The 25,680-nt window shown below is 71.5% G+C and carries 21 protein-coding genes; 11 read left to right on the forward strand and 10 right to left on the reverse strand.

Translation table 11 applies throughout. From position 1 onward, the window contains the following. The first annotated feature begins 110 nt into the window (after window positions 1–110). The 7 genes from mce (at window position 111) to ACFZA0_RS29090 (ending at window position 9,983) form a co-directional block, all read left to right on the forward strand. Complete coding sequence (gene mce / locus ACFZA0_RS29060) at window positions 111–551, forward strand: methylmalonyl-CoA epimerase (protein WP_391022424.1); 441 nt, start codon at window positions 111–113, stop codon at window positions 549–551. Between the two features lie 208 nt (window positions 552–759). After that, window positions 760–4,605: a polarized growth protein Scy gene (gene scy / locus ACFZA0_RS29065; protein ID WP_391022426.1), complete on the forward strand. Its 3,846-nt coding sequence runs from the start codon at window positions 760–762 to the stop codon at window positions 4,603–4,605. A 182-nt stretch (window positions 4,606–4,787) separates the two neighbouring features. Next, window positions 4,788–5,723 (forward strand): cellulose-binding protein, encoded by a 936-nt coding sequence (locus ACFZA0_RS29070; RefSeq protein ID WP_391022428.1) that lies wholly within the window; start codon window positions 4,788–4,790, stop codon window positions 5,721–5,723. A gap of 134 nt (window positions 5,724–5,857) precedes the next feature. Further along, complete coding sequence (locus tag ACFZA0_RS29075; protein ID WP_391022430.1) at window positions 5,858–6,955, forward strand: ATP-binding cassette domain-containing protein; 1,098 nt, start codon at window positions 5,858–5,860, stop codon at window positions 6,953–6,955. A gap of 3 nt (window positions 6,956–6,958) precedes the next feature. Further along, window positions 6,959–7,729, forward strand: coding sequence for an ABC transporter permease (locus ACFZA0_RS29080; protein WP_391022432.1), 771 nt, complete (start codon window positions 6,959–6,961; stop codon window positions 7,727–7,729). 125 nt (window positions 7,730–7,854) lie between these two features. Next, complete coding sequence (locus tag ACFZA0_RS29085) at window positions 7,855–9,123, forward strand: ATP-binding cassette domain-containing protein (RefSeq protein ID WP_391022434.1); 1,269 nt, start codon at window positions 7,855–7,857, stop codon at window positions 9,121–9,123. Continuing rightward, on the forward strand, window positions 9,120–9,983 hold the full coding sequence (locus ACFZA0_RS29090) for an ABC transporter permease (RefSeq protein ID WP_391022436.1): 864 nt from the start codon (window positions 9,120–9,122) through the stop codon (window positions 9,981–9,983). The genes ACFZA0_RS29085 and ACFZA0_RS29090 overlap by 4 nt, the downstream gene beginning before the upstream one ends. 15 nt (window positions 9,984–9,998) lie before the next feature. On the opposite strand, the gene ACFZA0_RS29095 is transcribed toward ACFZA0_RS29090, so the two are convergent. Further along, window positions 9,999–10,331 (reverse strand): ATP/GTP-binding protein, encoded by a 333-nt coding sequence (locus ACFZA0_RS29095; RefSeq protein ID WP_391022438.1) that lies wholly within the window; start codon window positions 10,329–10,331, stop codon window positions 9,999–10,001. A gap of 222 nt (window positions 10,332–10,553) precedes the next feature. Here ACFZA0_RS29095 and ACFZA0_RS29100 point away from each other — a divergent pair, with 222 nt between their 5' ends. Beyond that, complete coding sequence (locus ACFZA0_RS29100) at window positions 10,554–11,582, forward strand: LLM class flavin-dependent oxidoreductase (RefSeq protein ID WP_391022440.1); 1,029 nt, start codon at window positions 10,554–10,556, stop codon at window positions 11,580–11,582. A 246-nt stretch (window positions 11,583–11,828) separates the two neighbouring features. Here the strand turns inward: ACFZA0_RS29100 and ACFZA0_RS29105 are convergent, their stop codons facing one another. Further along, a complete protein-coding gene (locus ACFZA0_RS29105; RefSeq protein ID WP_391022442.1) occupies window positions 11,829–12,221 on the reverse strand; it encodes an SCO5389 family protein in 393 nt (130 codons plus the stop codon). A gap of 244 nt (window positions 12,222–12,465) precedes the next feature. Here ACFZA0_RS29105 and nucS point away from each other — a divergent pair, with 244 nt between their 5' ends. Next, window positions 12,466–13,137, forward strand: coding sequence for an endonuclease NucS (gene nucS, locus ACFZA0_RS29110; RefSeq protein ID WP_391022444.1), 672 nt, complete (start codon window positions 12,466–12,468; stop codon window positions 13,135–13,137). Between the two features lie 87 nt (window positions 13,138–13,224). Here the strand turns inward: nucS and ACFZA0_RS29115 are convergent, their stop codons facing one another. The 3 genes from ACFZA0_RS29115 to ACFZA0_RS29125 form a co-directional block, all read right to left on the reverse strand. Beyond that, on the reverse strand, window positions 13,225–15,756 hold the full coding sequence (locus ACFZA0_RS29115; RefSeq protein ID WP_391022446.1) for an ATP-binding protein: 2,532 nt from the start codon (window positions 15,754–15,756) through the stop codon (window positions 13,225–13,227). Between the two features lie 393 nt (window positions 15,757–16,149). Next, window positions 16,150–16,473, reverse strand: a complete 324-nt coding sequence (locus ACFZA0_RS29120; protein WP_391022448.1) for an anti-sigma factor antagonist — start codon at window positions 16,471–16,473, stop codon at window positions 16,150–16,152. Window positions 16,474–16,641: 168 nt separating this feature from the next. Next, a complete protein-coding gene (locus ACFZA0_RS29125; RefSeq protein ID WP_391022450.1) occupies window positions 16,642–17,490 on the reverse strand; it encodes a 3-hydroxyacyl-CoA dehydrogenase NAD-binding domain-containing protein in 849 nt (282 codons plus the stop codon). 328 nt (window positions 17,491–17,818) lie between these two features. On the opposite strand from ACFZA0_RS29125, the gene ACFZA0_RS29130 reads away from it, so the two are divergent. Together ACFZA0_RS29130 and ACFZA0_RS29135 are read left to right on the forward strand one after the other, a co-directional pair. Further along, window positions 17,819–18,391 (forward strand): cob(I)yrinic acid a,c-diamide adenosyltransferase, encoded by a 573-nt coding sequence (locus ACFZA0_RS29130; protein WP_391022452.1) that lies wholly within the window; start codon window positions 17,819–17,821, stop codon window positions 18,389–18,391. A 188-nt stretch (window positions 18,392–18,579) separates the two neighbouring features. After that, entirely contained in the window at window positions 18,580–20,409 is a 1,830-nt protein-coding gene (locus ACFZA0_RS29135) for a glycosyl hydrolase family 18 protein (RefSeq protein ID WP_391022454.1), read from the forward strand. Window positions 20,410–20,489: 80 nt separating this feature from the next. Here ACFZA0_RS29135 and ACFZA0_RS29140 read toward each other — a convergent pair whose 3' ends face one another. The 5 genes from ACFZA0_RS29140 to atpA all read right to left on the reverse strand — a co-directional run bounded on the left by ACFZA0_RS29140 (window position 20,490) and on the right by atpA (window position 25,550). Then, entirely contained in the window at window positions 20,490–20,942 is a 453-nt protein-coding gene (locus ACFZA0_RS29140) for a DUF2550 family protein (protein WP_391022456.1), read from the reverse strand. A 129-nt stretch (window positions 20,943–21,071) separates the two neighbouring features. Beyond that, window positions 21,072–21,446 (reverse strand): F0F1 ATP synthase subunit epsilon, encoded by a 375-nt coding sequence (locus ACFZA0_RS29145; protein ID WP_391022458.1) that lies wholly within the window; start codon window positions 21,444–21,446, stop codon window positions 21,072–21,074. 142 nt (window positions 21,447–21,588) lie between these two features. Next, a complete protein-coding gene (atpD, locus tag ACFZA0_RS29150) occupies window positions 21,589–23,025 on the reverse strand; it encodes a F0F1 ATP synthase subunit beta (protein WP_391022460.1) in 1,437 nt (478 codons plus the stop codon). Continuing rightward, window positions 23,025–23,939, reverse strand: a complete 915-nt coding sequence (locus ACFZA0_RS29155) for a F0F1 ATP synthase subunit gamma (RefSeq protein ID WP_391022462.1) — start codon at window positions 23,937–23,939, stop codon at window positions 23,025–23,027. Before ACFZA0_RS29155 ends, atpD begins: the two co-directional genes overlap by 1 nt. A gap of 21 nt (window positions 23,940–23,960) precedes the next feature. Continuing rightward, window positions 23,961–25,550: a F0F1 ATP synthase subunit alpha gene (atpA, locus tag ACFZA0_RS29160; protein ID WP_391022464.1), complete on the reverse strand. Its 1,590-nt coding sequence runs from the start codon at window positions 25,548–25,550 to the stop codon at window positions 23,961–23,963. Window positions 25,551–25,680: the final 130 nt, after the last annotated feature.

A 25,680-nucleotide genomic window follows, 5' to 3' on the forward strand; every position in this document is an offset into this window, starting at 1 on the left:
CCGGATGAGGGTGTACCTGAATGTACTGACCGGTAGTCGGCCCGTCACGGTGCCGTCGGTGTGACGGCGCGCACGTTGCGTAACCACCTCCGGAGCGCTGCACTGAGTCCATGCTGACGCGAATCGACCACATCGGGATCGCCTGCTTCGACCTCGACGCCACCGTCGAGTTCTACCGGGCGACGTACGGATTCGAGGTGTTCCACACCGAGGTCAACGAGGAGCAGGGGGTCCGTGAGGCCATGCTCAAGATCAACGACACGTCGGACGGCGGGTCTTCGTATCTGCAACTGCTCGAATCCGTGCGGGAGGACTCCGCCGTGGGCAAGTGGCTGGCGAAGAACGGGGAGGGCGTCCATCACATCGCCTTCGGCACCGCGGACGTCGACGGGGACGCCGCCGCCGTCCGCGACAAGGGCGTACGCGTGCTGTACGACGAGCCCCGCATCGGTTCGATGGGGTCACGGATCACCTTCCTGCACCCGAAGGATTGCCACGGAGTACTGACAGAACTGGTCACTTCGGCGGCTGTTGAGTCACCTGAGCACTGACCCTCGTACATGTGGGCCGGTAGGGTTGGTGGCGGTCGCCGCTCCGATCCAGGGCGACCGCTTGCCGGGGTCGTGTTTCGGGGGACGAGCGTCGGGGCGGCAGCCCGGGTTCCTTCGCTGATCTGACACCATCCCCGGGGGACCCGTTCGGCGGATGGACGGGGCTCGTTGGGAAAGCTTGCGACCAGGGGACGGATGGGACCGCGCAGTGCGGGGCTACGAACGCCAGGAGCGAGAGCCGGCGGCTGACGTCGACCACCTCTCTCGGTTCGAGGCCGAGATGGATCGGCTGAAGACCGAGCGGGAAAAGGCGATCCAGCACGCCGAGGACCTCGGCTACCAGGTCGAGGTGCTGCGCGCCAAGCTGCACGAGGCGCGGCGCACCATCATGTTCCGGCCCGCCTACGACGGCGCCGACATCGGCTACCAGGCCGAGCAGATGCTGCGGAACGCGCAGATGCAGGCCGACCAGCTGCGGCAGGACGCCGAACGGGAGCTGAGCCAGGCCCGCGCGCAGACGCAGCGCATCCTCCAGGAGCACGCGGAGCAGACCGCGCGCCTCCAGGCGGAACTGCACTCCGAGGCGGTGACGCGCCGCCAGCAGCTCGACCAGGAGCTCGCGGAGCGCCGTCAGACCGTCGAGTCCCACGTCAACGAGAACGTGGCGTGGGCCGAGCAGCTGCGCGCCCGCACCGAGCAGCAGGCACGCCGGCTGCTCGACGAGTCGCGCGCCGAGGCCGACCAGGCGATGGCGGCGGCCCGCGCGGAGGCCGAGCGGCTGACCGGCGAGGCCCGCCAGCGGCTCCAGAACGACGCGGAGAGCGCCCGCGCGGAGGCGGAGCAGTTGCTGCGCCGCGCCCGTGCGGACGCCGAGCGGCTGCTGAGCGCGGCCTCCGCGCAGGCCCAGGAGGCCACCGAGCACGCGGAGCAGCTGCGCTCGTCCACCGCGAACGAGTCGGACACCGTCCGGCGCCGGTCGGCGGAGCTCGGCCGGGACGCCGAGCAGCGGATGGCGGCGGCCGAGACGGCGCTGCGCGAGGCCCGTGCCGAGGCCGAGAAGCTGGTCACCGAGGCGAAGGACGCCGCCGCGAAGGCGATCTCCAGCGCCGAGTCGGCCAACGAGCAGCGCACCCGTACGGCGAAGGAGCAGGTCGCCCGGCTGGTCAGCGAGGCCACCAAGGAGGCCGAGACCACCCGCGGCGACGCCGAGCAGCTCGTCGCGGACGCCCGTGCCGAGGCGGAGAAGATCCTCGCGGAGGCCGGCGAGAAGGCCCGCAGCGTCACCGCCGAGGAGTCCGCCACCCAGCTCGCGAAGGCGGCCCGTACCGCCGAGGACGTCCTGAACAAGGCGTCCGAGGAGGCCAAGAACACCACCAAGGCGGCAGCCGAGGAGGCCGAGCGGATCCGCACGGACGCGGAGACCGAGGCCGACCGGCTGCGCGCCGAGGCGCACGACATCGCCGAGCAGCTCAAGGGCACGGCGAAGGACGACACCAAGGAGTACCGGGCCAAGACGGTCGAGCTCCAGGAGGAGGCGCGCAGGCTGCGCGGCGAGGCCGAGCAGCTGCGTTCCGAGGCGGTCGCCGAGGGCGAGAAGATCCGGGCGGAGGCCCGCCGCGAGGCCGTCCAGCAGATCGAGGAGGCCGCCAACAGCGCCGAGGAGCTGCTGGCGAAGGCGCGGGCCGACGCGGACGAGCTGCGGCAGACCGCGACGGCCGACAGCGAGAAGGTCCGCACCGAGGCCATCGAGCGGGCGACCGCGCTGCGCCGGCAGGCCGAGGAGACGCTGGCCCGGTCCCGCGAGGAGGCCGAGCGGCTGCGCGCCGAGGCCGCCGAGCAGGCCGACGGTGTCCGCGAGGACGCCGAGCGGGCCGCCCGGGAGCTGCGCGAGGAGACCGAGCGGGGCGTCGAGTCCCGCAGGGCCGAGGCCGCCGACGAGCTGACGCGGCTGCGCACCGAGGGCGAGGAGCGGCTGGCCGCCGCCGAGCAGGCGCTCACCGACGCCCGTGCCGAGGGCGAGCGGGTGCGCCGCGAGGCCGCCGACGAGGCGGACCGGCTGCGCGCGGAGGCCGCGGAACGCGTCCGCACGCTGCAGGACCAGGCGTCGGCGGAGGCGCAGCGGCTGCGCGACGAGGCCGCGGCGGACGCGTCGGCGTCCCGCGCCGAGGGCGAGACGGTGGCCGTGCGGCTGCGGTCGGAGGCGTCGGCGGAGGCCGAGCGGCTGAAGTCGGAGGCGCAGGAGAGCGCGGACCGGGTCCGCGCGGAGGCGCAGGCCGCGGCCGAGCGGCTGGCCGCCGAGGCGTCGGAGACACTGTCCGCCGCCCAGGAGGAGGCCACCAGGCGCCGCCGCGAGGCCGAGGAACTGCTCGGTTCGGCGCGCCAGGAGGCCGACCAGGAGCGCGAGCGGTCCCGGGAGCAGGGCGAGGAGCTGCTGGCCTCGGCGCGCACCCGCGTCGAGGAGGCGCAGGCCGAGGCCGTCCGGCTGGTCGAGGAGGCGGACCGCCGGGCGAACGAGATGGTGTCGGCCGCCGAGCAGCACGCGCAGCAGGTGCGGGAGTCCGTCAACGGGCTGCACGAGCAGGCCCAGGAGGAGATCCAGGGTCTGCGGTCGGCCGCCGAGCACGCGGCGGACCGCACCCGGCGCGAGGCCGAGGAGGAGGCCGGCCGGGTCCGCGCCGACGCCTACGCGGAGCGCGAGCGCGCCGGCGAGGACGCCACCCGGGTGCGGGACGAGGCGGACGCGGCGGCGGAGGCCGCCCGCGCGCTGGCCGAGCGCACCGTGGCCGAGGCCGCGGCGGAGGCGGAGCGGCTGCGGTCGGAGGCGGCGGACCACGCGCAGCGTGCCCGTACGCAGGCGTCGGACACGATCGCGCAGGCGGACCACGACGCGGCCCGTGCGCGGGCCGAGGCCCGGGAGGACGCCAACCGGCTGCGCTCGGACGCGGCGACGCAGGCGGACACCCTGGTCAACGAGGCCCGTTCGGAGGCGGAGCGGCTCCAGTCGGAGACGGCCGCCGAGGCGGAGCGGGTGCGCGCGGAGGCCGTCGCCGCGGCGGACACGCTCGTCGGGGAGGCCACGAACGAGGCGGAGCGGCTGCGCGCCGAGGCGTCGGAGACCGTGGGTTCGGCCCGTCGGCACGCCGAGCAGGTGCGCGCCGACACGAACCGGCTCAAGGCCGCCGCGGAGGCGGAGGCGGAGCGGCTCACCACGGCGGCGCGCGAGGAGGCGGAGCGCACCCTCGACGAGGCGCGGCGCGACGCCAACAAGCGGCGTTCCGAGGCGGCCGAGCAGGTCGACACCCTCATCACGGAGACGACGACCGAGGCGGACAAGCTCCTCACCGAGGCGACCCAGCAGGCCCACCGGACGACGGCGGACGCCGAGGCGCAGGCCGACGCCATGGTGGGCGTGGCCCGTTCGGAGGCGGACCGCATCGTGGGCGAGGCCACCGTCGAGGGCAACTCCCTTGTGGAGAAGGCCCGTACGGACGCCGACGAACTCCTCGTCGGGGCGCGCACGGACGCGACGGCCATAAGGGAGCGGGCCGAGGAGCTGCGCGACCGGATCACCGGCGAGATCGAGGAACTGCACGCGCGTGCCCGGCGCGAGTCGGCCGAGACGATGAGGTCCGCGGGCGACCGCTGCGACGCGCTCATCAAGGCGGCCGAGGAGCAGTTGGGCAAGGCGCAGTCGAAGGCGAAGGAACTGGTCTCGGACGCCAACTCCGAGGCGGGCAAGGTCCGTATCGCCGCGGTGAAGAAGGCCGAGGGTCTCCTGAAGGAGGCCGAGCAGAAGAAGGCCAGCCTCGTCGCGGAGGCCGAGAAGCTGAAGGCCGAGGCCACCGAGGAGGCGCGCCGCACGGTCGAGGACGGTCAGCGCGAGCTGGACGTCCTGATGCGGCGCCGGCAGGACATCAACGCCGAGATCTCCCGTGTCCAGGACGTGTTGGAGGCGTTGGGCTTCGAGACACCGGCGGCCGACAAGGATCCGGGCGTCAAGGCGGGCGCTGCCGCGGGGCCGACACGTTCGGGTGGCAAATCGGGAGAAAACTAGGGATGAGCGCCAACTTGGGTGTCTTCTGGGGCCTTTGACCAAGTCTTTGGCAAGCCGCCCTCCGCTTAGCCACTCAAAAGGGGTGTCATTCTCCAGATCAAACACGCATCCGCTCGATGACACGCCGCTTTGGCCCCTAGGATTCCCCTATCACCTCACCGGTCTCATTCGACAGGAACCCCATGAGCGACACTTCCCCCTACGGCTTCGAGCTTGTGCGGCGTGGGTACGACCGCGCTCAGGTGGACGAACGTATCTCCAAGCTCGTCTCCGACCGTGACAGCGCTCTCGCCCGCATCACCGCTCTGGAGAAGCGCATCGAGGAACTCCACCTCGAAACGCAGAACGCCCAGGCCCAGATCAACGACGCGGAGCCGTCCTACGCCGGACTCGGCGCCCGCGTCGAGAAGATCCTCCGCCTCGCCGAGGAGGAGGCCAAGGATCTGCGCGAGGAGGCCCGCCGGGCGTCCGAGCAGCACCGCGAGCTCGCCGAGTCCGCCGCCCAGCAGGTGCGCAACGACGCGGAGTCCTTCGCGTCCGAGCGCAAGGCCAAGGCGGAGGACGAGGGCGTCCGGATCGTCGAGAAGGCCAAGAGCGACGCGTCGCAGCTGCGTTCCGAGGCCCAGAAGGACGCGCAGTCGAAGCGCGAGGAGGCGGACGCCCTCTTCGAGGAGACCCGCGCCAAGGCCGCCCAGGCCGCCGCGGACTTCGAGACGAACCTGGCCAAGCGCCGCGAGCAGTCCGAGCGCGACCTGGCCTCGCGTCAGGCCAAGGCGGAGAAGCGTCTCGCGGAGATCGAGCACCGCGCGGAGCAGCTCCGTCTGGAGGCGGAGAAGCTGCGCACCGACGCCGAGCGCCGTGCCCGCCAGACCGTCGAGACGGCGCAGCGCCAGGCCGAGGACATCGTGGCCGACGCGAACGCCAAGGCCGACCGGATCCGTTCGGAGTCCGAGCGTGAGCTCGCGGCCCTGACGAACCGTCGCGACTCGATCAACGCCCAGCTGACGAACGTGCGCGAAATGCTCGCCACCCTCACCGGTGCCGCGGTCGCCGCCGCGACCACGCCGGCCGAGGACGAGCCGATCACCCGTGGTGTGCCGGCCCAGCAGTCCCGGTGACCCTGTTCCGGTGACGACCTGAGCCAGTGAACGTGACGGAGGCCCGCATCCCCCAGGGATGCGGGCCTCCGTCGTTGCGGCGCCCCCGGGCCGCTCCGGTGGCAGGCCCCGCGCGCCCGTCCTAGCGTGGCCGCATGATCGAGCTCTCGGGGCTGACCAAGCGGTACGGCGAGAAGACGGCGGTCGACGACCTCACCTTCACCGTCCGGCCGGGCATGGTCACCGGCTTCCTCGGCCCCAACGGCGCCGGCAAGTCCACGACGATGCGGATGATGCTCGGCCTCGACCGGCCGTCCGCCGGTGCCGTGCGCATCGACGGCAAGCGCTACGACCAGCTCGTCGAGCCCCTGAAGTACATCGGGGCGCTGCTGGACGCCAAGGCGATGCACGGCGGGCGCAGCGCCTACAACCACCTGCTGTGCCTCGCGCAGAGCAACGGCATCCCCGGCTCCCGGGTGCACGAGGTGCTGGACGTGGTCGGTCTGACGGCGGTGGCCCGCAAGAAGGCCAAGGGGTTCTCGCTCGGCATGGGCCAGCGCCTCGGCATCGCGGGCGCCCTGCTGGGCGATCCGCAGATCCTGATGTTCGACGAGCCGGTCAACGGACTCGACCCCGAGGGCATCCACTGGATCCGCAACCTCATGAAGACGCTCGCGGGGCAGGGGCGCACGGTGTTCGTCTCCTCGCACCTGATGAGCGAGATGGCGCTCACCGCGGACCATCTCGTCGTCATCGGCCAGGGCCGGCTGCTCGCCGACACCTCGATGGCCGACTTCATCCGGCAGAACTCCCGCTCCTTCGTCCGGGTCCGCTCCCCGCAGCGCGAGCGGCTGCTCGACCTGCTGCACCGGGCCGGTGTGACGGTGGTGGAGACGGGCGGCGGCGCCCTGGAGATCGACCGCGGCTCACCCGAGGACATCGGTGAACTGGCCGCGGCGAACCAGGTCGTGCTGCACGAGCTGAGTCCGCAACAGGCGTCCCTGGAAGAGGCGTTCATGCAGCTGACCGCGGAGTCCGTGGAGTACCACGCGCACACCGACACCCCCGCCCCGCCGGTGCCCGAGGGCTTCCGTCCGGACGACGCCGCCCGCACCGGAACCGGTGTCGCGGGCGTCCCGGCGGCCCCGCCGCCACCCGTCCCGGGCGCCGCTCCCCCGCGTCCGCAGGTGCCGCAGTGGGGCAGCGACTGGAACGACCCGAAGAGGCGCGGCAACCGGAAGCGGGGCGACTGAGCCATGGCGGTCTCCCAGGTCGTCCGCTCCGAGTGGACGAAGATCCGGTCCGTGGCCTCCACGGTGTGGACGCTGTCCCTCGCCGTGGTCGTCACGCTCGCCCTCGGCGCGCTGATCTCGGCGCTGTCGAAGAACGAGTTCGACAACATGAGCGCGCGGGACCAGCTCTCCTTCGACCCGACGTTCGTCAGTTTCGCCGGCATGACCCTCGGGCAGCTCGCGATGATCGTGTTCGGGGTGCTCGTGGTGTCGAACGAGTACAGCACCGGCATGATCCGCACCTCGCTCGCGGCGGTACCGCGCCGGGGCACCTTCCTGTTCAGCAAGATCGCGGTGGCCGCGCTGCTCGCGCTCGTGGTGGGGCTCGCGACCAGCTTCGCCACGTTCTTCCTGGGCCAGGCCCTGCTCGGCTCGCACCGCGCCTCGATCGGCGACCCGGGGGTGCTGCGCGCGGTCTTCGGCGGCGGCCTCTACATGACGCTCATCGCGGTGTTCTCCATGGGCGTGGCGACCATGCTGCGCTCGCCGATGCTGTCCCTCGGCATCCTCATGCCGTTCTTCTTCCTGATCTCCAACATCCTCGGCAACGTCTCGGCGACGAAGCGGATCGGCCAGTTCCTGCCCGACCAGGCGGGCAGCCGCATCATGCAGGTGGTCACCCCGCTCGACGACGACACCCCCTACGGGCCCTGGGGCGGCCTCGGGATCATGGTGCTGTGGGTGGCGGCGGCCGTGCTCGGCGGGTACCTGCTGCTCAGAAAGCGGGACGCATAGCGGCATACGGGACCTGCGGAGTTCTCCCGCCTTCCCGGCCGGGAACCGTCCACACCCGGTTATCCTCCTAACCCTTACGGGGGGCGCGCGCCCCGCTGTCCTGAACCTTGCGATGGGTGCGGAGCATGATCGAGGCAGTTGGCCTGACCAAGCGATACGGCGACAAGACAGCCGTGCACAACCTCACCTTCCAGGTGCGTCCGGGACTGGTCACCGGCTTCCTCGGGCCGAACGGCTCGGGCAAGTCCACGACGATGCGGATGATCCTCGGCCTGGACAACCCCACCGCCGGGCACGTCACCATCGGCGGCCGCCCCTTCCGCCAACTGCCCAACGCGGCGCGGCAGGTCGGGGCGCTGCTCGACGCGAAGGCGGTGCACGGCGGCCGGCAGGCCCGCAGCCACCTGCTGTCGCTGGCCCAGCTCTCCGGCATCCCGGCCCGCCGGGTGGACGAGGTCCTGGGCGTCGTCGGCCTCCAGGACGTGGCGCGCCGGCGGTCCAAGGGGTTCTCGCTCGGCATGGGCCAGCGCCTCGGCATCGCGGCCGCCCTGCTGGGCGACCCGAAGGTGCTGCTGTTCGACGAGCCGGTCAACGGGCTCGACCCCGAGGGCATCCTGTGGGTGCGCAACCTGATGAAGGCGCTGGCCGCCGAGGGCCGCACGGTCTTCGTCTCCTCGCACCTGATGAGCGAGATGGCGGTGACCGCCGACCACCTCATCGTGATCGGCCGCGGACAGCTCCTCGCCGACATGGGGGTCGGTGCCTTCATCGCCGCCAACTCGGCGGGATTCGCCCGGGTCAGGACGCCGGACACCGAACCCCACCTGCGCGAGAAGCTGACGTCCGCGCTCACCGAGGCGGGCGGCCAGGTGCTGCCCGAGCCGGACGGGGCACTGCGGGTGACCGGGCTGGCGCTGCCGCGGATCAGCGACGTGGCCCACGAGAGCGACGTCCGGCTGTGGGAACTGTCGCCGCACCAGGCCTCGTTGGAGGAGGCGTACATGCGGATGACGCAGGGTGCCGTCGACTTCAGGTCCACGACCGACCTCAAGCAGGGGCTCATGCGGCAACTGCCGCCCGGCGCCCACCAGCCGATGCCCGGACAGCCGCCGATGCCCGTCCCCGGCCAGGGCCAGCCCGACTGGTACGCCCCGCCGCCGCCCCAGCCGGGCGCTCCGGGGTTCGCGCCGCCGCAGCCCGGCCAGGTCCCGGCGAACCCGTACGCGGCGCCCACAGGGCCGTACACGGCGCCGCCCGCGCCCGCCGCGGGCAACCCGTACGCGGCACCCCAGGCTCCCGCCCCCGCCGCGCCCGCCGCCCTGCCGCAGGCCCCGGCCGCACCAACCGCCCCTGCCGCCCCCGTCGCCCCGACCGAGTCCGAGGACGCCCGATGACCACGCCTCCCACTCCGCTGCCGCAGACCGCGCCCGCCGGGCACGGGGCGCCGGGCGCCGCGTACCCCACGTACACCTCGCCGATCCCCGTGGTGCAGACGCACCTCGGGCACGCGCTGGCCTCCGAGTGGACCAAGATCCGGTCGGTGCGCTCCACGATGTGGACGCTCGGCGTCTTCCTGCTGCTGGTCGTCGGCATCGGGCTGCTGACCGGCTCGCTGCTGACGGGTGCCGACCTGTCCGGCCAGAACGCGCTGTCGCTGGGCTTCTTCGGCATCCTGCTCGGCACGATGTGCATCGTCACGCTGGGCGTGCTGACCACCGCCTCCGAGTACGGCACCGGCATGGTGCGCACGACGATGACGGCCTGCCCGAGCCGCGGCCGCATCCTCGCCGCGAAGTCGATCGTGTTCTTCGGCCTGGCCTTCGTGGTCTCCGCCGGCGCCGCCACGTTCGTCGCCGTCGCGCAGGTCTCGATGCTCAAGGGCGACGGCGTGCGCAGTCCCGACGCCGCGGAGTGGCTGAAGGCGACCGTCGGCGTCGGCCTGTTCGTCGCGCTGCTCGGGCTGCTGTCCCTGCTGGTGGGCTCCCTGGTGCGGCACTCGGCGGGCGCCATCACGACCATGATCGGCGTGGTCCTCGCACCGCTCGTCGTCGCCCTGTTCATGGGCGCGCGGCAGCTGGAGGACCTGCGTCAGGCGCTGATCGAGTACTCGGTGCCGAACCAGCTCAGCGTGCTGTACGACAACTCGCTCACCGACACCGGCCCGAGCGGCTGGGACCCGCTGTGGATCATGGTCGTGGTGACCGCGGTCGTGTACGCCGGCGCCCAGGCCCTGCTGGAGAAGCGGGACGTGTAGCGGCCGCCCTCCGGATCAGAAGCGCGGCGCGTTGCGGGACCGCTGCACCCTCGTGGTGCGGCGGTCCTTCGCGTTCCAGCAGGCCTTGTGCCAGTGCCGGCGCTCGTCGACCCCGGAGAACTCCGGCCAGGCCACCACGTGCGGCAGGCCGGAGGGGATCATCTGGTCGCAGCCGGGGCAGCGGTACGTCTTGCCCTCGGCGCTCGCCCCCGCGACGTGCCGCACGCTCCACTCCTCCCCCTGCCAGCTCTCCGTCGACTGCCAGCCGCCGTAGCGGCCCGAGCGGTCCTCCTCGGCGCCCTGGCCGGAGGAGCCGGCGACCTTGGGGCGGTTGCGACGCGGAGACACGGGACACCTCACGGGGCTATACAGGGAGCACGGTCCGCGTCCAGCGTACGCGGCGCGGACAGGGGTACGCGTAGGCCGCCAACCATCACAAGTCCCCCTCCACCGCGCCGCATTCTCCAGACAATCCGCAAATCCTCCGAGAGGCCGTGTCCTCGGCACGTGTCGGCCGGTTATGCCGGGTGGGGGAGCTCCCTGTCGGAGCCGAGGAAGCAGGAAAGTTCGATGCGCGTAGGAAGTTTTGTGCTGGCCGCCCAGTTCCCGGGCCAGGGACAGGGGGAGGCCCTGCACCGGGCGGTCCGCTCCGCGGAGGTCGCCGAGGAGGCCGGGCTCGACACCGTCTGGCTCGCCGAGCACCACTTCGTCCCGTACGGCACGTGCCCGTCCGCCATCACCCTGGCCGCGCTGCTGCTCGGCCGCACCCGCCGCATCCGCGTCGGCACCGCGGTGAGCGTGCTGCCGACCGTGCACCCGGTGGCGCTCGGCGAGCAGGCCGCGCTGCTGCACGTCACCAGCGGCGGGCGCTTCACCCTGGGCGTGGGGCGCGGCGGCCCGTGGGTCGACCTGGAGGTGTTCGGCGGGGGCCTCGCCGCGTACGAGAAGGGGTTCCCGGAATCACTCGATCTGCTGGCCCGCTGGCTGGAGGGGACGGCGGTGTCCGCGGCCGGCGAGCGGTACGCCTTCCGCGAGGTGCCGGTCGTGCCGCGCCCCTCGGAGGCGCTGGAGGACCCCGCGGCACCGGAGGTCGTGGTCGCGTGCACCTCGCCGGGCACCGTGCGGCTGGCGGCCGAGCGGGGCATGCCGATGCTGCTCGGGATGCACGTGGGGGACGACGAGAAGGCCGACATGATCGGCATGTGGGAACGGCACGCCCGTGCCGCCGGGCGCGACGGCGACGAGATCGCGGGCGCCGCGCACGTCTCGGCCGGCGTCTGCCAGATCGCGGACCGCACCGGCGACGCCGTGGAGACACTGGTGAAGACGATGCCGGGCTGGCTGCGGCAGGGGCTCGGCGCCCATGTCACCGTCGACGGCCGGACCCGCCGCATGCGCGACCCGCAGGAGTACACCGAACTGCTCTGCGGACTGCACCCGGTGGGCACCGCCGGGCTGTGCGCCGACCGGCTGGCGGCCACCCGCGAACGGACCGGCATCTCCCGCTTCGCCCTGCTCGTCGAGGGCTCGGGCGACCTGGCGGCCACGGAGGAGAACGTCCGGCGGCTCGGCACCGAGGTACTCCCCCGGCTGCGGTGAGACGGCCCGGGAGCACCCCCGCCCCGGCACGACAGCCCCGGCGGACGCCCCGCCGGCGGCGCGGTCCGGCCGCCGCCGCGGGGAGACCGGCCGGGTCCGGTCCGACCCGGCCGGTGGCGTGCCCGCGCTGCCGCCGGACACCAAAGAGCTCCCGCGACAGGTGGCGCCGGGCGGACCGTCCCGTGGAACCTGTCACCACGTCCCACAACTCCCGCGAGGGACACGGCAGTTCAATGGATCGCCGGGTCAGCAGTCCCGAAGTTCCGGCGACTGGTTGAGCAGTTGGTTACGGACCGAGGTGAAGCGCGCCAGCGTCCCGTCGACCTCGGGGGTCGTCGGGAAGACGGCCACCCGGTGGCAGTTCTGGAACGCCAGCCGGACACCGAAGTGCCGTTGGAGCGCTCCGCGTATCGCGTCACTCGCGAGGGCCCGCAGCAGTTCGCCGCGGGCGTGCTCGTCCGGCGGGGGCGTCTGGTTGTCGGCGAAGTCTCCGCCGTCGACCTTCAGCTGGGCCACCAGGGAGCTGATCATCTCCCACGCATAGGGGAGGGAGGTCCGGACGCAGTCGACGAAGTCCGCTTCGTCGACCTCGCCTCGCTCGGCCTGTTCGAGTAGGGCCGGTGAGACGTCGAGCGACATGAGTTCTCCTCTCGCACCCCCGACCAGCAGGGGTTGCCGGACAGTTGAGGGAGTTCACGAGAACGGGCACTCTGCGTGCACGAGTCGCGACCTCCCGTTCACTACGGTAGGCAGCCAATCGTCACGGCACCAGGCGAATGGAGACAAAGGCAGTCCCCGTTGGGCACACAATCGGCCATTGCCGAACACGGGTCTTCCAGGGCGAATCGCGTGCACCGCCGCCCGTCGAGTAGCGTTGCCGACCATGCGTCTCGTCATTGCCCGGTGCTCCGTCGACTACGCGGGCCGGCTCACCGCCCACCTCCCGTCGGCCCCCCGTCTCGTCCTGGTGAAGGCGGACGGAAGCGTGTCCATCCACGCGGACGACCGGGCCTACAAGCCCCTGAACTGGATGTCGCCGCCCTGCACCCTGAAGGAGGGCACGGGCGACGAAGAAGGCGTGTGGACCGTCGTCAACAAGGCGGGCGAAAAGTTGATCATCACGATGGAGGAGATCCTCCACGACTCCGCCCACGAACTCGGCGTGGATCCCGGCCTGATCAAGGACGGCGTGGAAGCGCACCTCCAGGAGCTGCTCGCCGACCGCATCGAGATCCTCGGCGAGGGCTACACCCTGATCCGCCGCGAGTACATGACGGCCATCGGACCGGTGGACATCCTGTGCCGGGACGCCGAGGGGCAGACCGTCGCGGTGGAGCTCAAGCGGCGCGGCGACATCGACGGCGTGGAGCAACTCACCCGGTATCTGGAGCTGTTGAACCGCGATCCCCATCTCGCCCCGGTGCGCGGCGTGTTCGCGGCGCAGGAGATCAAACCGCAGGCCCGCGTGCTCGCCACGGACCGCGGCATCGGCTGCCAGGTCCTGGACTACGACGCGATGCGCGGCATCGAGGACGACAAACTCCGGCTGTTCTGAGGGAAGTCGGCCGCGGGCCGCGCGGCACGGTACGACGAGGGGCCGGGTCCGACGTTTCGGACCCGGCCCCTGCGCTGTGTGCCGACGTCAGATCACGCCGCCCGCGGGCGCGGTCTGCGTGGCCGCGCTCGTTGCCGAACTCCCGCTCTCCTCGGCCGAGTTCGTCGCGACGGGACCGCTCGCGGAGTCGGTGGTCGAGGGCTCGGTGCTCTCGGTGTCCGACGGGTCGGGCGTCGGGTCGTCGGTCGGCGGTTCCGAGGAGTCACCGCCGGTCGGCTCGGACGTCTCGTCGGTCGGCGGGGGCGTGGTCGGCTTCGTGGGCTTCGTCGACTTCGTGGGCTTCGACGTCTTCCCCGGCGTCGTGGACGCCGACGGCTTCGACGACGTCCCGCCCGCCTTCGTGCCGGTCGCCGACGCGGACGGCTCCTCCGCCGGCGGCGTCGGGTCGTCGCTGGTGCCGAGCGTGCCGTCGGGGCCCGGGTCGGTCGGCCTGCTGGTCGCCGAGCCCGTGTCACCGCCGGAGTCGCTGTTCGCCCTGTCGGCGCCCAGGCTGTCGCTGCCGGTGCCCTGCGTGGCGGACGGGTTGGCGCCCGCCTTGCGCGACGGGCTGTCGGCGTCCTCGTGGGAGGTGGCGCCCAGCGTCACGACGGTGCCCAGCACCGCGACCAGCAGCGCACCCGCGCCGGCCGCGACCATGTTCCGCTTGGCCAGGCTCCGCAGACCGCCCCGCTGCTTCGGCACGGCGGCCCCGGCGGGCAGGCGGTGGCTGATGACCGTCGCGGGCTCGTCGTCGGGCAGCCGCAGCTGCGGGAACGGCACGAGGGCGGCCCCGGACGGCGGCGCCGACTCCTCGGAGCGGGCCTCGGGCACCTCCTCCCCCACGGTCGCCAGCAGCGCGGACCGGGTGCCGGAGCGGTCGTCCACCAGGGCCAGCGCGCGGCGGCCCGCGACGCTGCCGCGCTTGTCGGCGACGGCGCCGCGCAGGCCGATGGACGCCTCCAGCTCGGCGCGGGCCCGGTCGAGCAGCCCGACGCAGAGCGCGAGGACGCCCAGCTCGTGGTGGAAGTACGCCTGGTCGGCCACCTCGCCGGCCAGCCGGGACGCCTCGGTGCCGGACCGCAGGGCCCGCTCCCAGGCGCTCCAGTGGCCGCCCGCGGCGAACGCGGGCGCGGCCGCGCGGGCCAGACGCACCGTGACGCTCTCCTCGCCCTCCCGCGGCGGCGTGGTGACGGGCACCAGGACCGCGAGCGCGGCGAGCACGGCGTCCGCCTCGGCGCACACCCTCTCGGGCGTGACCGAGGGGTGCCCGGCCCACCAGGCGTAGTGCCGGGCGGCGGTGAGCGCGGTGGCCTCGATGTCGTCGGCGTACCCGGCGGCCTCCAGCTGCGTGCGCACGCCGGCGGCGAGCCGGTAGCGCACCCCGGCCGGGGAGATCAGCGCGCTGTCGAGGAGTTCGCCGAGGGCGGCGTCCGCGTGGGTGTCGCCGATCAGCGCGGGCAGATGCGCCTGGTGCGGCACCTCGCCGCCGAGCGCGACGGCGAGCCGCAGGGTGAAGCGGGCGGAGTCGCCGAGTCCGGCGGCGAGCAGCCGGGCCGCCGCGGCGCCCTCGGCGAGCGAGGGCGGCGGGGCGTCGGGGCTGTCGGCCACCTCGACCGGCACGTCCGCCTGGGTGCCGTCGAAGACGCCGGCGTCGTCGAACGCCTCCGCCTCGGCCTGCTGCTGGTCGCGGCGGCGCAGCAGGGCACCGGCCTGCACGAAGCGCAGCGGCAGCCCCTCGGACTCGAACCAGAGGTCGCCCGCCCAGTTCCGCTCCTCGTCGGTGAGGGAGCGTCCCGCGGCACGTTCCAGGAGTTCGAGGCCGCCCGCCCGGTCGAGGCCGCCGATGGCGACCTCCTCTATGCCGGAGTCGGCGGTGGGCGCCGGGACGTCGGGGGTGGCGGCGAGCAGGAACGCGCACTCGGGGGTGGCGTCCAGCAGCTCGTCGAGCGCGCTCTCGCCGAACTCCAGGTCGTCTACGACCACGACGGCGCCGATCTCCCGTACCAGTTCGAGGAGTTCGTCGCCCTCGGGCCGGAACCCGGCGGCGTCGTGCACCGCGTAGAAGAGGTCGTAGAGCAGGTCGTTGGCGGTGCGGTGCAGTCCGCACAGCCGGACCACGCCGTCGGGCGCGAGGTCCGAGCAGTCGTCCGCGACGACGTCGAGGAGGCTGGTGCGGCCCGAGCCCGAGGGGCCCGTCAGGCGCACCGAGCGGCCCCGGGCGATCATGCGGACCAGTTCCTCCCGCTCGTCCTGCCGGTGCAGGAGCGGCGGTGCGGGCTGGGCCGGGCCGGACGGCACCGGCAGGCGGCCCGCGCGCTCGCTCGCGGCGCGCTGTTCGGCGGTGAGCCTGCGCGGGCGCTCGCCCCGCTCCGCGGGCGGCCGGATCTCGACCTCGCTGCCGTCCACCGGATTGACGGTGAGCAGGTACTCGCCGGTGGCGAGCCGCGCCGTGCGGGCGAGCGGTACGGGCAGGTGCTGTCCGAAGTCGGGTGTCAGAGGATCCCGGGGCGGACGCTGGCGCGGCGGACTGTCGTCGCCGGCAGGACCGAACTCCTCGGGTCCCGGTTTGATCGGTTCCATAGGTCAAAGCCCCCCAAAAGCGTCGTGCGCGAAGCCCCTCCCGGCCTTGCCGCACACTTCGCTGTCGCTTCTGGTCCGGGCCCGCTCAAGGGTGGTCGGACAGGAGCGGGCGACCGAACCCTAAACCTTTGGCCAGTATCCACGACAGGGCGGGGCCCCGCGCCGTCCGAGACATCACGGTCTCGTGAGGATTGGGCGCGTCGCACGGTTCGGGACGATCTGCCCGGGGGCCCGGTGCGCACCGCCGGGGACCCGACGGACCTCACCGGCCGCGCGCGGAGCGGCAGTTGGGCCCGGCGCGGCCGTGGCGCGCCGACGTGCCGTACGCCCGTCCGTCCCCGTCCCCGTCCCCGTTCCCGCGTCCGCCGGTCCGGCGCCGTCCGCGCCCGCCCGTCACACGTGGGGCAGCGGCTCCACGCCCGGGGCGCCCTCGATGGCGAGGATGCGGTGCAGCCGGGTGGCCACCAGCAGGCGTTGCATCTGCGGCGGCACGCCGCGCAGCACCAGCCGCCGGCCGCAGCGGCCGGCCCGCCGGTGGGCACCCATGATCACCCCGAGTCCGGTGGCGTCCCAGGAGTCCAGCTCGGACAGGTCGAGCACCAGGTCGCCGGCTCCGTCGTCGACGGCCGAGTGCAGGACCGTACGGGCGTCCGCCGCGCTCCGGACGTCGAGGCGGCCCCCGACGACCAGCTCGGCGTGGTCGCCCCTGATGTGCATATGCGCTCCCGTGAGTGCGTCGACGAACTCCGTGACGGTGGTTGTGCAACGTCTGACTGCATCCGCAGTGAGGAGGTTGCCGTCTGTAAGCGAACCGATACCGAATTCACCCCTGCGGGTGAGCCGCCGGGGGGCTGTACGGATTCATTGCTGTGTTTGGTGCCCGCGTCAGTGCTTGTAGAAGCCCTGCCCGCTCTTGCGCCCGATGTCACCGGCGTCCACCATCCGGCGCATCAGCTCCGGCGGGGCGAACTTCTCGTCCTGCGACTCGGTGTAGATGTTGCCGGTCGCGTGCAGCAGGATGTCGACGCCGGTGAGGTCCGCGGTGGCGAGCGGGCCCATCGCGTGGCCGAAGCCCAGCTTGCAGGCGAGGTCGATGTCCTCGGCCGTGGCGACGCCCGACTCGTAGAGCTTCGCGGCCTCCACGACGAGGGCCGAGATGAGCCGGGTGGTGACGAAGCCGGCCACGTCGCGGTTGACGACGATGCAGGTCTTGCCGACCGACTCCGCGAACTCCCTTGCCGTGGCGAGGGTTTCGTCGCTGGTCTTGTAGCCGCGCACCAGCTCGCACAGCTGCATCATCGGCACCGGCGAGAAGAAGTGCGCGCCGACGACCCGCTCCGGGTGCCGGGTCGCGGCGGCGATCTTGGTGATCGGAATGGCGGAGGTGTTGGAGGCGAGCACGGTCTCGGGCCGCACGATGTCGTCGAGCGCGCGGAAGATCTCGTGCTTGATCTCGATCTTCTCGAAGACGGCCTCGACGACCACGTCCGCGTCGGCGGCGTCCGCCAGGTCGGTGGTCGCGGTGATGCGGCCGAGAGCGGCGTCCGCGTCGTGGGCCTCGACGCGGCCCTTGGCGACGAACTTGCGCAGCGACGCCTCGATGCCGCCGACCCCGCGTTCCAGTGCCTCGTCGGTGACGTCGCGCAGGACGACGTCCCAGCCCGCCTGCGCGGAGACCTGGGCGATGCCCGAACCCATGAGACCGGCTCCGATGACGGCCAGCTTGCGTGCCACTCCGACTCCTCTTACCCACCTGTGCGCTGCTGCGGACTCTCCCACCCGCGGTCCGGCCGGCACCTCTCGGGCGCGCGGGCCGTGGCTCCAACGGGTCCTCTCGGGCGGACACTAGCGTCCGGGAGGTGCGGTGTGACCGGTAAGTAACGCGCGTCACGTCTCAATTGACGGACATCACACCGGCAGTCGTCAGGGCGCGCCCCGTACGGCCTAGTTGACCGTCCGTGAGCAGTCGCGGCGGGGGCGGGTGACACGGACCACCTCCCCGCGACGCACGCGCGGGCGCCGCGGACCTTCCCCGGCGCGGCGGCGTAACTACGCTGGTCCCATGGTCAATCTGACGCGCATCTACACCAGGACCGGCGACAAGGGCACCACCGCCCTCGGGGACATGAGCCGGGTCCCCAAGACGGACCTCAGGATCGCCGCCTACGCGGACGCCAACGAGGCGAACGCGGCGATCGGCACGGCGATCGCGCTGGGCGGCCTGTCCGCGGACGTGGTGAAGGTCCTCACCCGGGTGCAGAACGACCTGTTCGACGTGGGCGCCGACCTGTCGACCCCGGTGGTGGAGAACCCGGAGTTCCCGCCGCTGCGGGTGGAGCAGTTCTACATCGACCGGCTGGAGGCGGACTGCGACCGCTTCAACGAGGAGCTGGAGAAGCTGCGCTCGTTCATCCTGCCGGGGGGTACGGCGGGGGCCGCCCTGCTGCACCAGGCGTGCACGGTCGTGCGGCGGGCCGAGCGGTCGACGTGGGCGGCGGCGGAGGTGCACGCCGAGGTGATGAACCCGCTGACGGCGACCTATCTGAACCGGCTCTCGGACCTGTTGTTCATCCTGGCGCGGACGGCGAACGCGGAGACGGGCGACGTGCTGTGGGTGCCGGGCGGGGAGCGCTGAACGGCCCGCGCGACCTGCGCGTTACCAGTCAAGCGATGGTCAAACCCCCTGAGTAGCACGGGAGTTGGCGGCAAGAACGAGTAAAGCAGAAGTGGTCTGGACCTCTTGACCGATGGTCCAGACCTTTCCTATTCTCGCGGCACTGCACTCAGCTCGGTCATGCCCCCGACAAAACCGAGGAGGCGCACATGCGCTTCAGACTCAGAGCCGCGGCGGGATTCACCTCCCTCCTGCTTCCGCTCGCCGCCCTGGTGGGTCTCGCGAGCCCCGCCCAGGCAGCCACCTCCGCGACCGCCACCTACACCAAGTCCTCCGACTGGGGAACCGGCTTCTCCGCGGGCTGGACGGTCAAGAACACCGGCACCACCACCATCAGTTCGTGGTCGGTCCAGTGGGACTACCCGTCCGGGACCTCCGCCAGCGGAGCCTGGGACGCCACCGTCACCAACTCCGGGACCCACTGGACGGCGGTGAACAAGTCCTACAACGGCACGCTCGCCCCCGGTGCGTCCGTCTCCTTCGGATTCAACGGCACCGGCTCCGGCTCCCCGACCAACTGCACGCTCAACGGCGCCAGTTGCGACGGCGGCACCACGGTGCCCGGGGACGCGGCACCGTCCGCGCCCGGCACGCCGACCGCCTCGTCGATCACCGACACCTCGGTCAAGCTGGCCTGGACCGCGGCCACCGACGACAAGGGCGTCAAGAACTACGACGTGCTGCGCGACGGCACGAAGGTCGCCACCGTGACGACGACGTCGTACTCGGACAGCGGTCTGACCGCCGGCAAGGACTACTCCTACACCGTGCAGGCCCGTGACACCGCCGACCAGACCGGACCGGTCAGCGGCGCCGTCGCGGTCCACACCACCGGCGGCACCACCACGCCTCCCCCGGCCACCTCGGGCGCGGTCAAGCTCGGTTACTTCACCGACTGGGGCATCTACGGCCGCAACTACAACGTCAAGAACCTCGTGACGTCGGGCTCGGCCGCGAAGATCACGCACATCAACTACGCCTTCGGCAACGTGACCGGCGGCAAGTGCGCGATCGGCGACTCGTACGCCGACTACGACAAGGCGTTCACCGCCGACATCGCCGTCAACGGCGTCGCCGACACCTGGGACCAGCCGCTGCGCGGCAACTTCAACCAGCTCCGCGAGCTGAAGGCCAAGTACCCGAACATCAAGGTGATCTGGTCCTTCGGCGGCTGGACCTGGTCCGGCGGCTTCGCCCAGGCGGCCCAGAACCCGGCGGCCTTCGCGCAGTCCTGCTACGACCTGGTCGAGGACCCGCGCTGGGCCGATGTCTTCGACGGCATCGACATCGACTGGGAGTACCCGAACGCCTGCGGTCTGACCTGCGACACCAGCGGTGCCGCGGCGTTCAAGAACGTCGTGAGCGCCCTGCGCTCGAAGTTCGGCAGCAGCAACCTGGTCACCGCCGCGGTCACCGCGGACGGCTCGGCCGGCGGCAAGATCGAGAAGGCCGACTACGCGGGCGCCGCGCAGTACCTCGACTGGTACAACGTGATGTCGTACGACTTCTTCGGCGCCTTCGACGCGGACGGTCCGACCGCCCCGCACTCGCCGCTGACCTCGTACACCGGCATCCCGCAGGCCGGCTTCGACACCGCCGACGCGATCGCCAAGTACAAGGCGGCAGGCGTCCCGGCCAAGAAACTGCTGATCGGCATCGGCTTCTACGGACGCGGCTGGACCGGCGTCACGCAGGACGCGCCGGGCGGCACGGCCACGGGCGCGGCACCGGGCACGTACGAGGCGGGCATCGAGGACTACAAGGTGCTCAAGACGTCCTGCCCGGTCACCGGCACCATCGCGGGCACCGCGTACGCGCACTGCGGCACCAACTGGTGGTCGTACGACACCCCGGCGACCATCGCCACGAAGATGGCGTGGGCCAAGACCCAGGGTCTGGGCGGCGCGTTCTTCTGGGAGTTCAGCGGAGACACCAGCAACGGTGAGCTGGTGAGCGCCATCAACAGCGGCCTGTCGTAACACGGTTGGACAGGACGTGAGAATCCCCCCGGACGGCGGTCCGGGGGGATTCTTCGTTCGGGCTCTCAACCAGCGGGCTCTCAGGCGACGTTCACCCGCTGCCCGGGGGGCGCAGCCTCCAGCCAGGCGAGGAAACCGGTCAACGCGTCGTCGCTCAGCGCGAGTTCGAGGCGCGTGCCCTTGTGCAGGCAGGCCAGGACGACGGCGTCGGAGAGCAGCGCCAGTTCCTCCTCGCCCTCCGGCAGCCGGCGTCCGGCCACCTCGATCGCCGAGCGCTCCAGGATGCGGCGCGGGCGCGGGGCGTAGGAGAAGACCCGGAACCACTCGATGCGGTCGCCGTTGTAGCGGGCGATGCCGTAGCTCCAGCCCTTGCCGTTGACGTCGACATGACCGGCCTCGGGGGTGTCCCAGCGCAGGCTGCAGTCGAAGGTGCCGCCGGAACGCTGGATGAGCCGGCGTCGCATCCCGAAGACGAACAGACCCACCACCACGAGTGCGACAACTGCTCCGCACACAGTCAGAGCGAGGACCATCGACACCGACCTCCTCGTCTCCTAGGTAATGGAACGGAAAAAACACCCACATCTGCCTCAGCCGCGGCGGGGGCCGGATCGCTCCGGTCCCCGCCGCGGCTGAGTCACGTCATACCGTACGGGTGCCTCTCAGCGCCCCGTCGCCGCGCGCAGGCGGACGTCCGCCCGACGCTCGGCGGAGTCGTCCGTGTCCGACTTCGCACGCTCCAGCGCACGCTCCGCGCGCTGGACGTCGATCTCGTCGGACAGCTCCGCGATCTCGGCGAGCAGCGAGAGCTTGTTGTCCGCGAACGAGATGAAACCGCCGTGCACCGCGGCGACGACCGTCCCGCCGTCACTCGTACGGATGGTCACGGGGCCCGACTCCAGCACACCGAGCAGCGGCTGGTGACCGGGCATGACGCCGATGTCGCCGGAGGTGGTGCGCGCGACGACCAGGGTGGCCTCTCCGGACCAGACCTGGCGGTCGGCAGCGACCAGCTCGACGTGCAGCTCAGCAGCCAAGGTTGGCTCCTCGGGTCACCACCCGGCGGGTGTGCCGGGTGTGGGTCAATTCTAGTGGGCGTGAAGACAGGGGCGGACACAGCCCCCTCGGGGTCTCAGACCCCGGGGGACGTGCCCCGCCCCTGCCGTCCGAGCTCGGGGCTCAGGAGACGCCCAGCTCCTTGGCGTTGGCCTTGAGGTCCTCAATGCCACCGCAGAGGAAGAACGCCTGCTCCGGGAAGTGGTCGTAGTCGCCGTCGATGATCGCGTTGAACGCGGTGATCGACTCGTCCAGCGGCACGTCCGACCCGTCGACGCCGGTGAACTGCTTGGCGACGTGGGTGTTCTGGGACAGGAAGCGCTCCACGCGACGGGCACGGTGGACGGTGAGCTTGTCCTCTTCGCCCAGCTCGTCGATACCGAGGATCGCGATGATGTCCTGGAGGTCCTTGTACTTCTGGAGGACCGACTTCACCCGCATCGCGGCGGCGTAGTGGTCCGCCGCGATGTAGCGCGGGTCCAGGATGCGGGACGTGGAGTCCAGCGGGTCCACGGCCGGGTAGATGCCCTTCTCGGAGATCGGACGGGAGAGAACCGTCGTCGCGTCGAGGTGGGCGAACGTGGTGGCCGGGGCCGGGTCGGTCAGGTCGTCCGCGGGGACGTAGATCGCCTGCATCGAGGTGATCGAGTGACCGCGGGTCGAGGTGATGCGCTCCTGGAGGAGGCCCATCTCGTCGGCCAGGTTCGGCTGGTAGCCCACCGCGGAGGGCATGCGGCCGAGCAGGGTCGAGACCTCGGAACCGGCCTGCGTGAAGCGGAAGATGTTGTCGATGAAGAACAGCACGTCCTGCTTCTGCACATCGCGGAAGTACTCCGCCATGGTCAGACCCGCGAGGGCCACGCGCAGACGGGTGCCCGGGGGCTCGTCCATCTGACCGAAGACAAGCGCGGTCTTGTCGATGACGCCCGAGTCGGACATCTCCTCGATGAGGTCGTTGCCCTCACGGGTGCGCTCGCCGACACCGGCGAACACGGAGACACCGTCGTGGTTGTTGGCGACGCGGTAGATCATCTCCTGGATGAGCACCGTCTTGCCGACACCGGCACCGCCGAACAGACCGATCTTTCCACCCTTGACGTACGGGGTGAGGAGGTCGATGACCTTGACGCCGGTCTCGAACATCTCGGTCTTCGACTCGAGCTCGTCGAAGCGCGGGGCCTTGCGGTGGATGGACCAGCGCTCGCCCGAGTACTTCTCGTCGCTGTTCAGCACCTCACCGAGGGTGTTGAACACCTTGCCCTTGGTGAAGTCGCCGACGGGAACCGTGATGCCGGTGCCGGTGTCGGTGACGCCGGCCTGGCGGACCAGACCGTCGGTGGGCTGCATGGAGATCGTGCGGACCAGGCCGTCACCCAGGTGCTGGGCGACCTCCAGGGTCAGCGTCTTCCGCTCGCCGGCCGTGGCGGGGTCTTCCACCTCGACGTGGAGCGCGTTGTAGATGTCGGGCATCGCGTCGACGGGGAACTCCACGTCGACGACCGGGCCGATGACCCGGGCGACGCGGCCCGTGGCAACGGCCGTCTCAGAAGTCGTCGTCATTACTTGTCACTCCCCGCGGATGCGTCGGCAAGCGCTGCGGAGCCGCCGACGATCTCGCTGATTTCCTGGGTGATTTCGGCCTGGCGGGCCGCATTGGCAAGTCGGGAGAGCGTGGTGATCAGGTCTCCCGCGTTGTCGGTCGCCGACTTCATCGCGCGGCGCGTGGCGGCGTGCTTGGAAGCGGCCGACTGGAGCATCGCGTTGTAGATACGGCTCTCGACGTAGCGCGGCAGCAGGGCGTCGAGGACGTCCTCCGCCGACGGCTCGAACTCGAACAGCGGAAGGATCTCGCCCTTGGGCGCCTCCTCCGCGACCTCTTCGAGGCGAAGCGGCAGCAGGCGGCCGTCGATGGCCGACTGCGTCATCATCGAGACGAACTCGGTGTAGACGATGTGGAGTTCGTCCACGCCGCCCTCCGCCGTCTCCTTCTCGATCGCCTCGATCAGCGGACCCGCGACCTTCTTCGCGTCCGCGTACGTGGGCTCGTCGGTGAAGCCCGACCACGACTCCACGACCTTGCGCTCGCGGAAGTTGTAGTGGGCCAGACCGCGGCGGCCGACGATGTACGTGTCGACCTCCTTGCCCTCGCCCTCGAGGCGGGCGGTCAACTGCTCCGCCGCCTTGATGGCGTTGGAGTTGAAGGCGCCGGCCAGTCCGCGGTCGCTCGTGAGGAGCAGCACCGCGACACGGGTCGCCGTCTCGGCCTCGGTGGTCAGCGGGTGCTTGGTGTTCGACCCGGTGCCGACCGCCGTGACCGCGCGCGTGAGCTCGGTCGCGTAGGGCGTGGAGGCCGCCACCTTGCGCTGCGCCTTGACGACGCGCGAGGCGGCGATCATCTCCATCGCCTTGGTGATCTTCTTGGTCGCGGTGACGGATCGGATGCGACGCTTGTAGACCCGGAGCTGGGCTCCCATGAGTCAGGTCCCTTCCTTACGTCACTTGGCGGCGGCCGGAGCGTCCTCGCCGAGAAGCTTCCCGTCCGAGGTCTCGAACTGCTTCTTGAAGTCGACGATGGCGTCCGCGACGGCGGTGAGCGTGTCGTCGGACATCTTGCCGCCCTCCTTGATGGAGGTCATGAGGCCCTGCTCCTTGCGGTGCAGGTACTCCAGGAGCTCCGTCTCGAAGCGGCGGATGTCGTCGACCGGGACGTCGTCCATCTTGCCCGTGGTGGCGGACCACACGGAGACGACCTGGTCCTCGGTGCGCATCGGCTGGTACTGGGGCTGCTTGAGCAGCTCGACCAGACGCTGACCGCGCTCCAGCTGCGACTTCGACGCGGCGTCCAGGTCGGAACCGAAGGCGGCGAACGCCTCCAGCTCGCGGTACTGGGCCAGGTCGAGGCGCAGACGGCCGGAGACCTGCTTCATCGCCTTGTGCTGCGCGGAACCGCCGACTCGGGAGACGGAGATACCGACGTTCAGCGCGGGGCGCTGACCGGCGTTGAAGAGGTCCGACTCCAGGAAGCACTGGCCGTCGGTGATGGAGATGACGTTGGTCGGGATGAACGCCGACACGTCGTTCGCCTTGGTCTCGACGATCGGCAGACCCGTCATCGAACCGGCGCCGAGGTCGTCGGAGAGCTTCGCGCAGCGCTCCAGCAGACGGGAGTGCAGGTAGAAGACGTCACCGGGGTAGGCCTCGCGGCCCGGCGGGCGGCGCAGCAGGAGGGACACGGCGCGGTAGGCGTCGGCCTGCTTCGAGAGGTCGTCGAAGATGATGAGGACGTGCTTGCCCTCGTACATCCACTGCTGACCGATGGCCGAACCGGTGTACGGCGCAAGGTACTTGAAGCCGGCCGGGTCGGACGCCGGGGCGGCGACGATGGTCGTGTACTCCAGCGCGCCGGCCTCTTCGAGGGCGCCACGCACGGAGGCGATGGTCGAGCCCTTCTGGCCGATGGCGACGTAGATGCAGCGGACCTGCTTGTTCGTGTCGCCCGAGCGCCAGTTGTCGCGCTGGTTGATGATCGTGTCGACGGCCAGGGCGGTCTTGCCCGTCTGGCGGTCGCCGATGATCAGCTGACGCTGACCGCGGCCGATCGGGGTCATCGCGTCGACGGCCTTGTAGCCGGTCTCCATCGGCTCGTGCACCGACTTGCGGACCATGACGCCCGGAGCCTGCAGCTCCAGGGCGCGGCGGCCGGACGTCTCGATCTCGCCGAGGCCGTCGATCGGGTTGCCGAGCGGGTCGACGACGCGGCCGAGGTAGCCCTCGCCGACCGCGACGGAGAGCACCTCACCGGTGCGGTGCACCGGCTGGCCCTCTTCGACACCGCTGAACTCGCCGAGGACGACGGCGCCGATCTCGCGCTCTTCAAGGTTCAGCGCGAGGCCGAGAGTGCCGTCCTCGAACTTCAGCAGCTCGTTGGCCATGGCCGAGGGAAGACCCTCGATCTTGGCGATACCGTCGCCGGCGACGGTGACCGTACCGACCTCCTCGCGCGAGGCCGCGTCCGGCTGGTACGACTGGACAAAGTTCTCCAGCGCGTCCCGGATCTCCTCCGGCCGGATCGTGAGCTCCGCCATCTGGGTTCCCTGCTCTCCTTGTTGGGCCCGAAGTTTCACTTGGGGGGATGGGGACTCCCCCCTGAACGAGGTGAATCCTCTGCACGGCCCAACCAGGGCCGTAGGTACGACTTGCGTGTTCAGTTGCCGC

The organism is Streptomyces sp. NPDC008150, assembly GCF_042956945.1.
GTDB lineage: Bacteria > Actinomycetota > Actinomycetes > Streptomycetales > Streptomycetaceae > Streptomyces.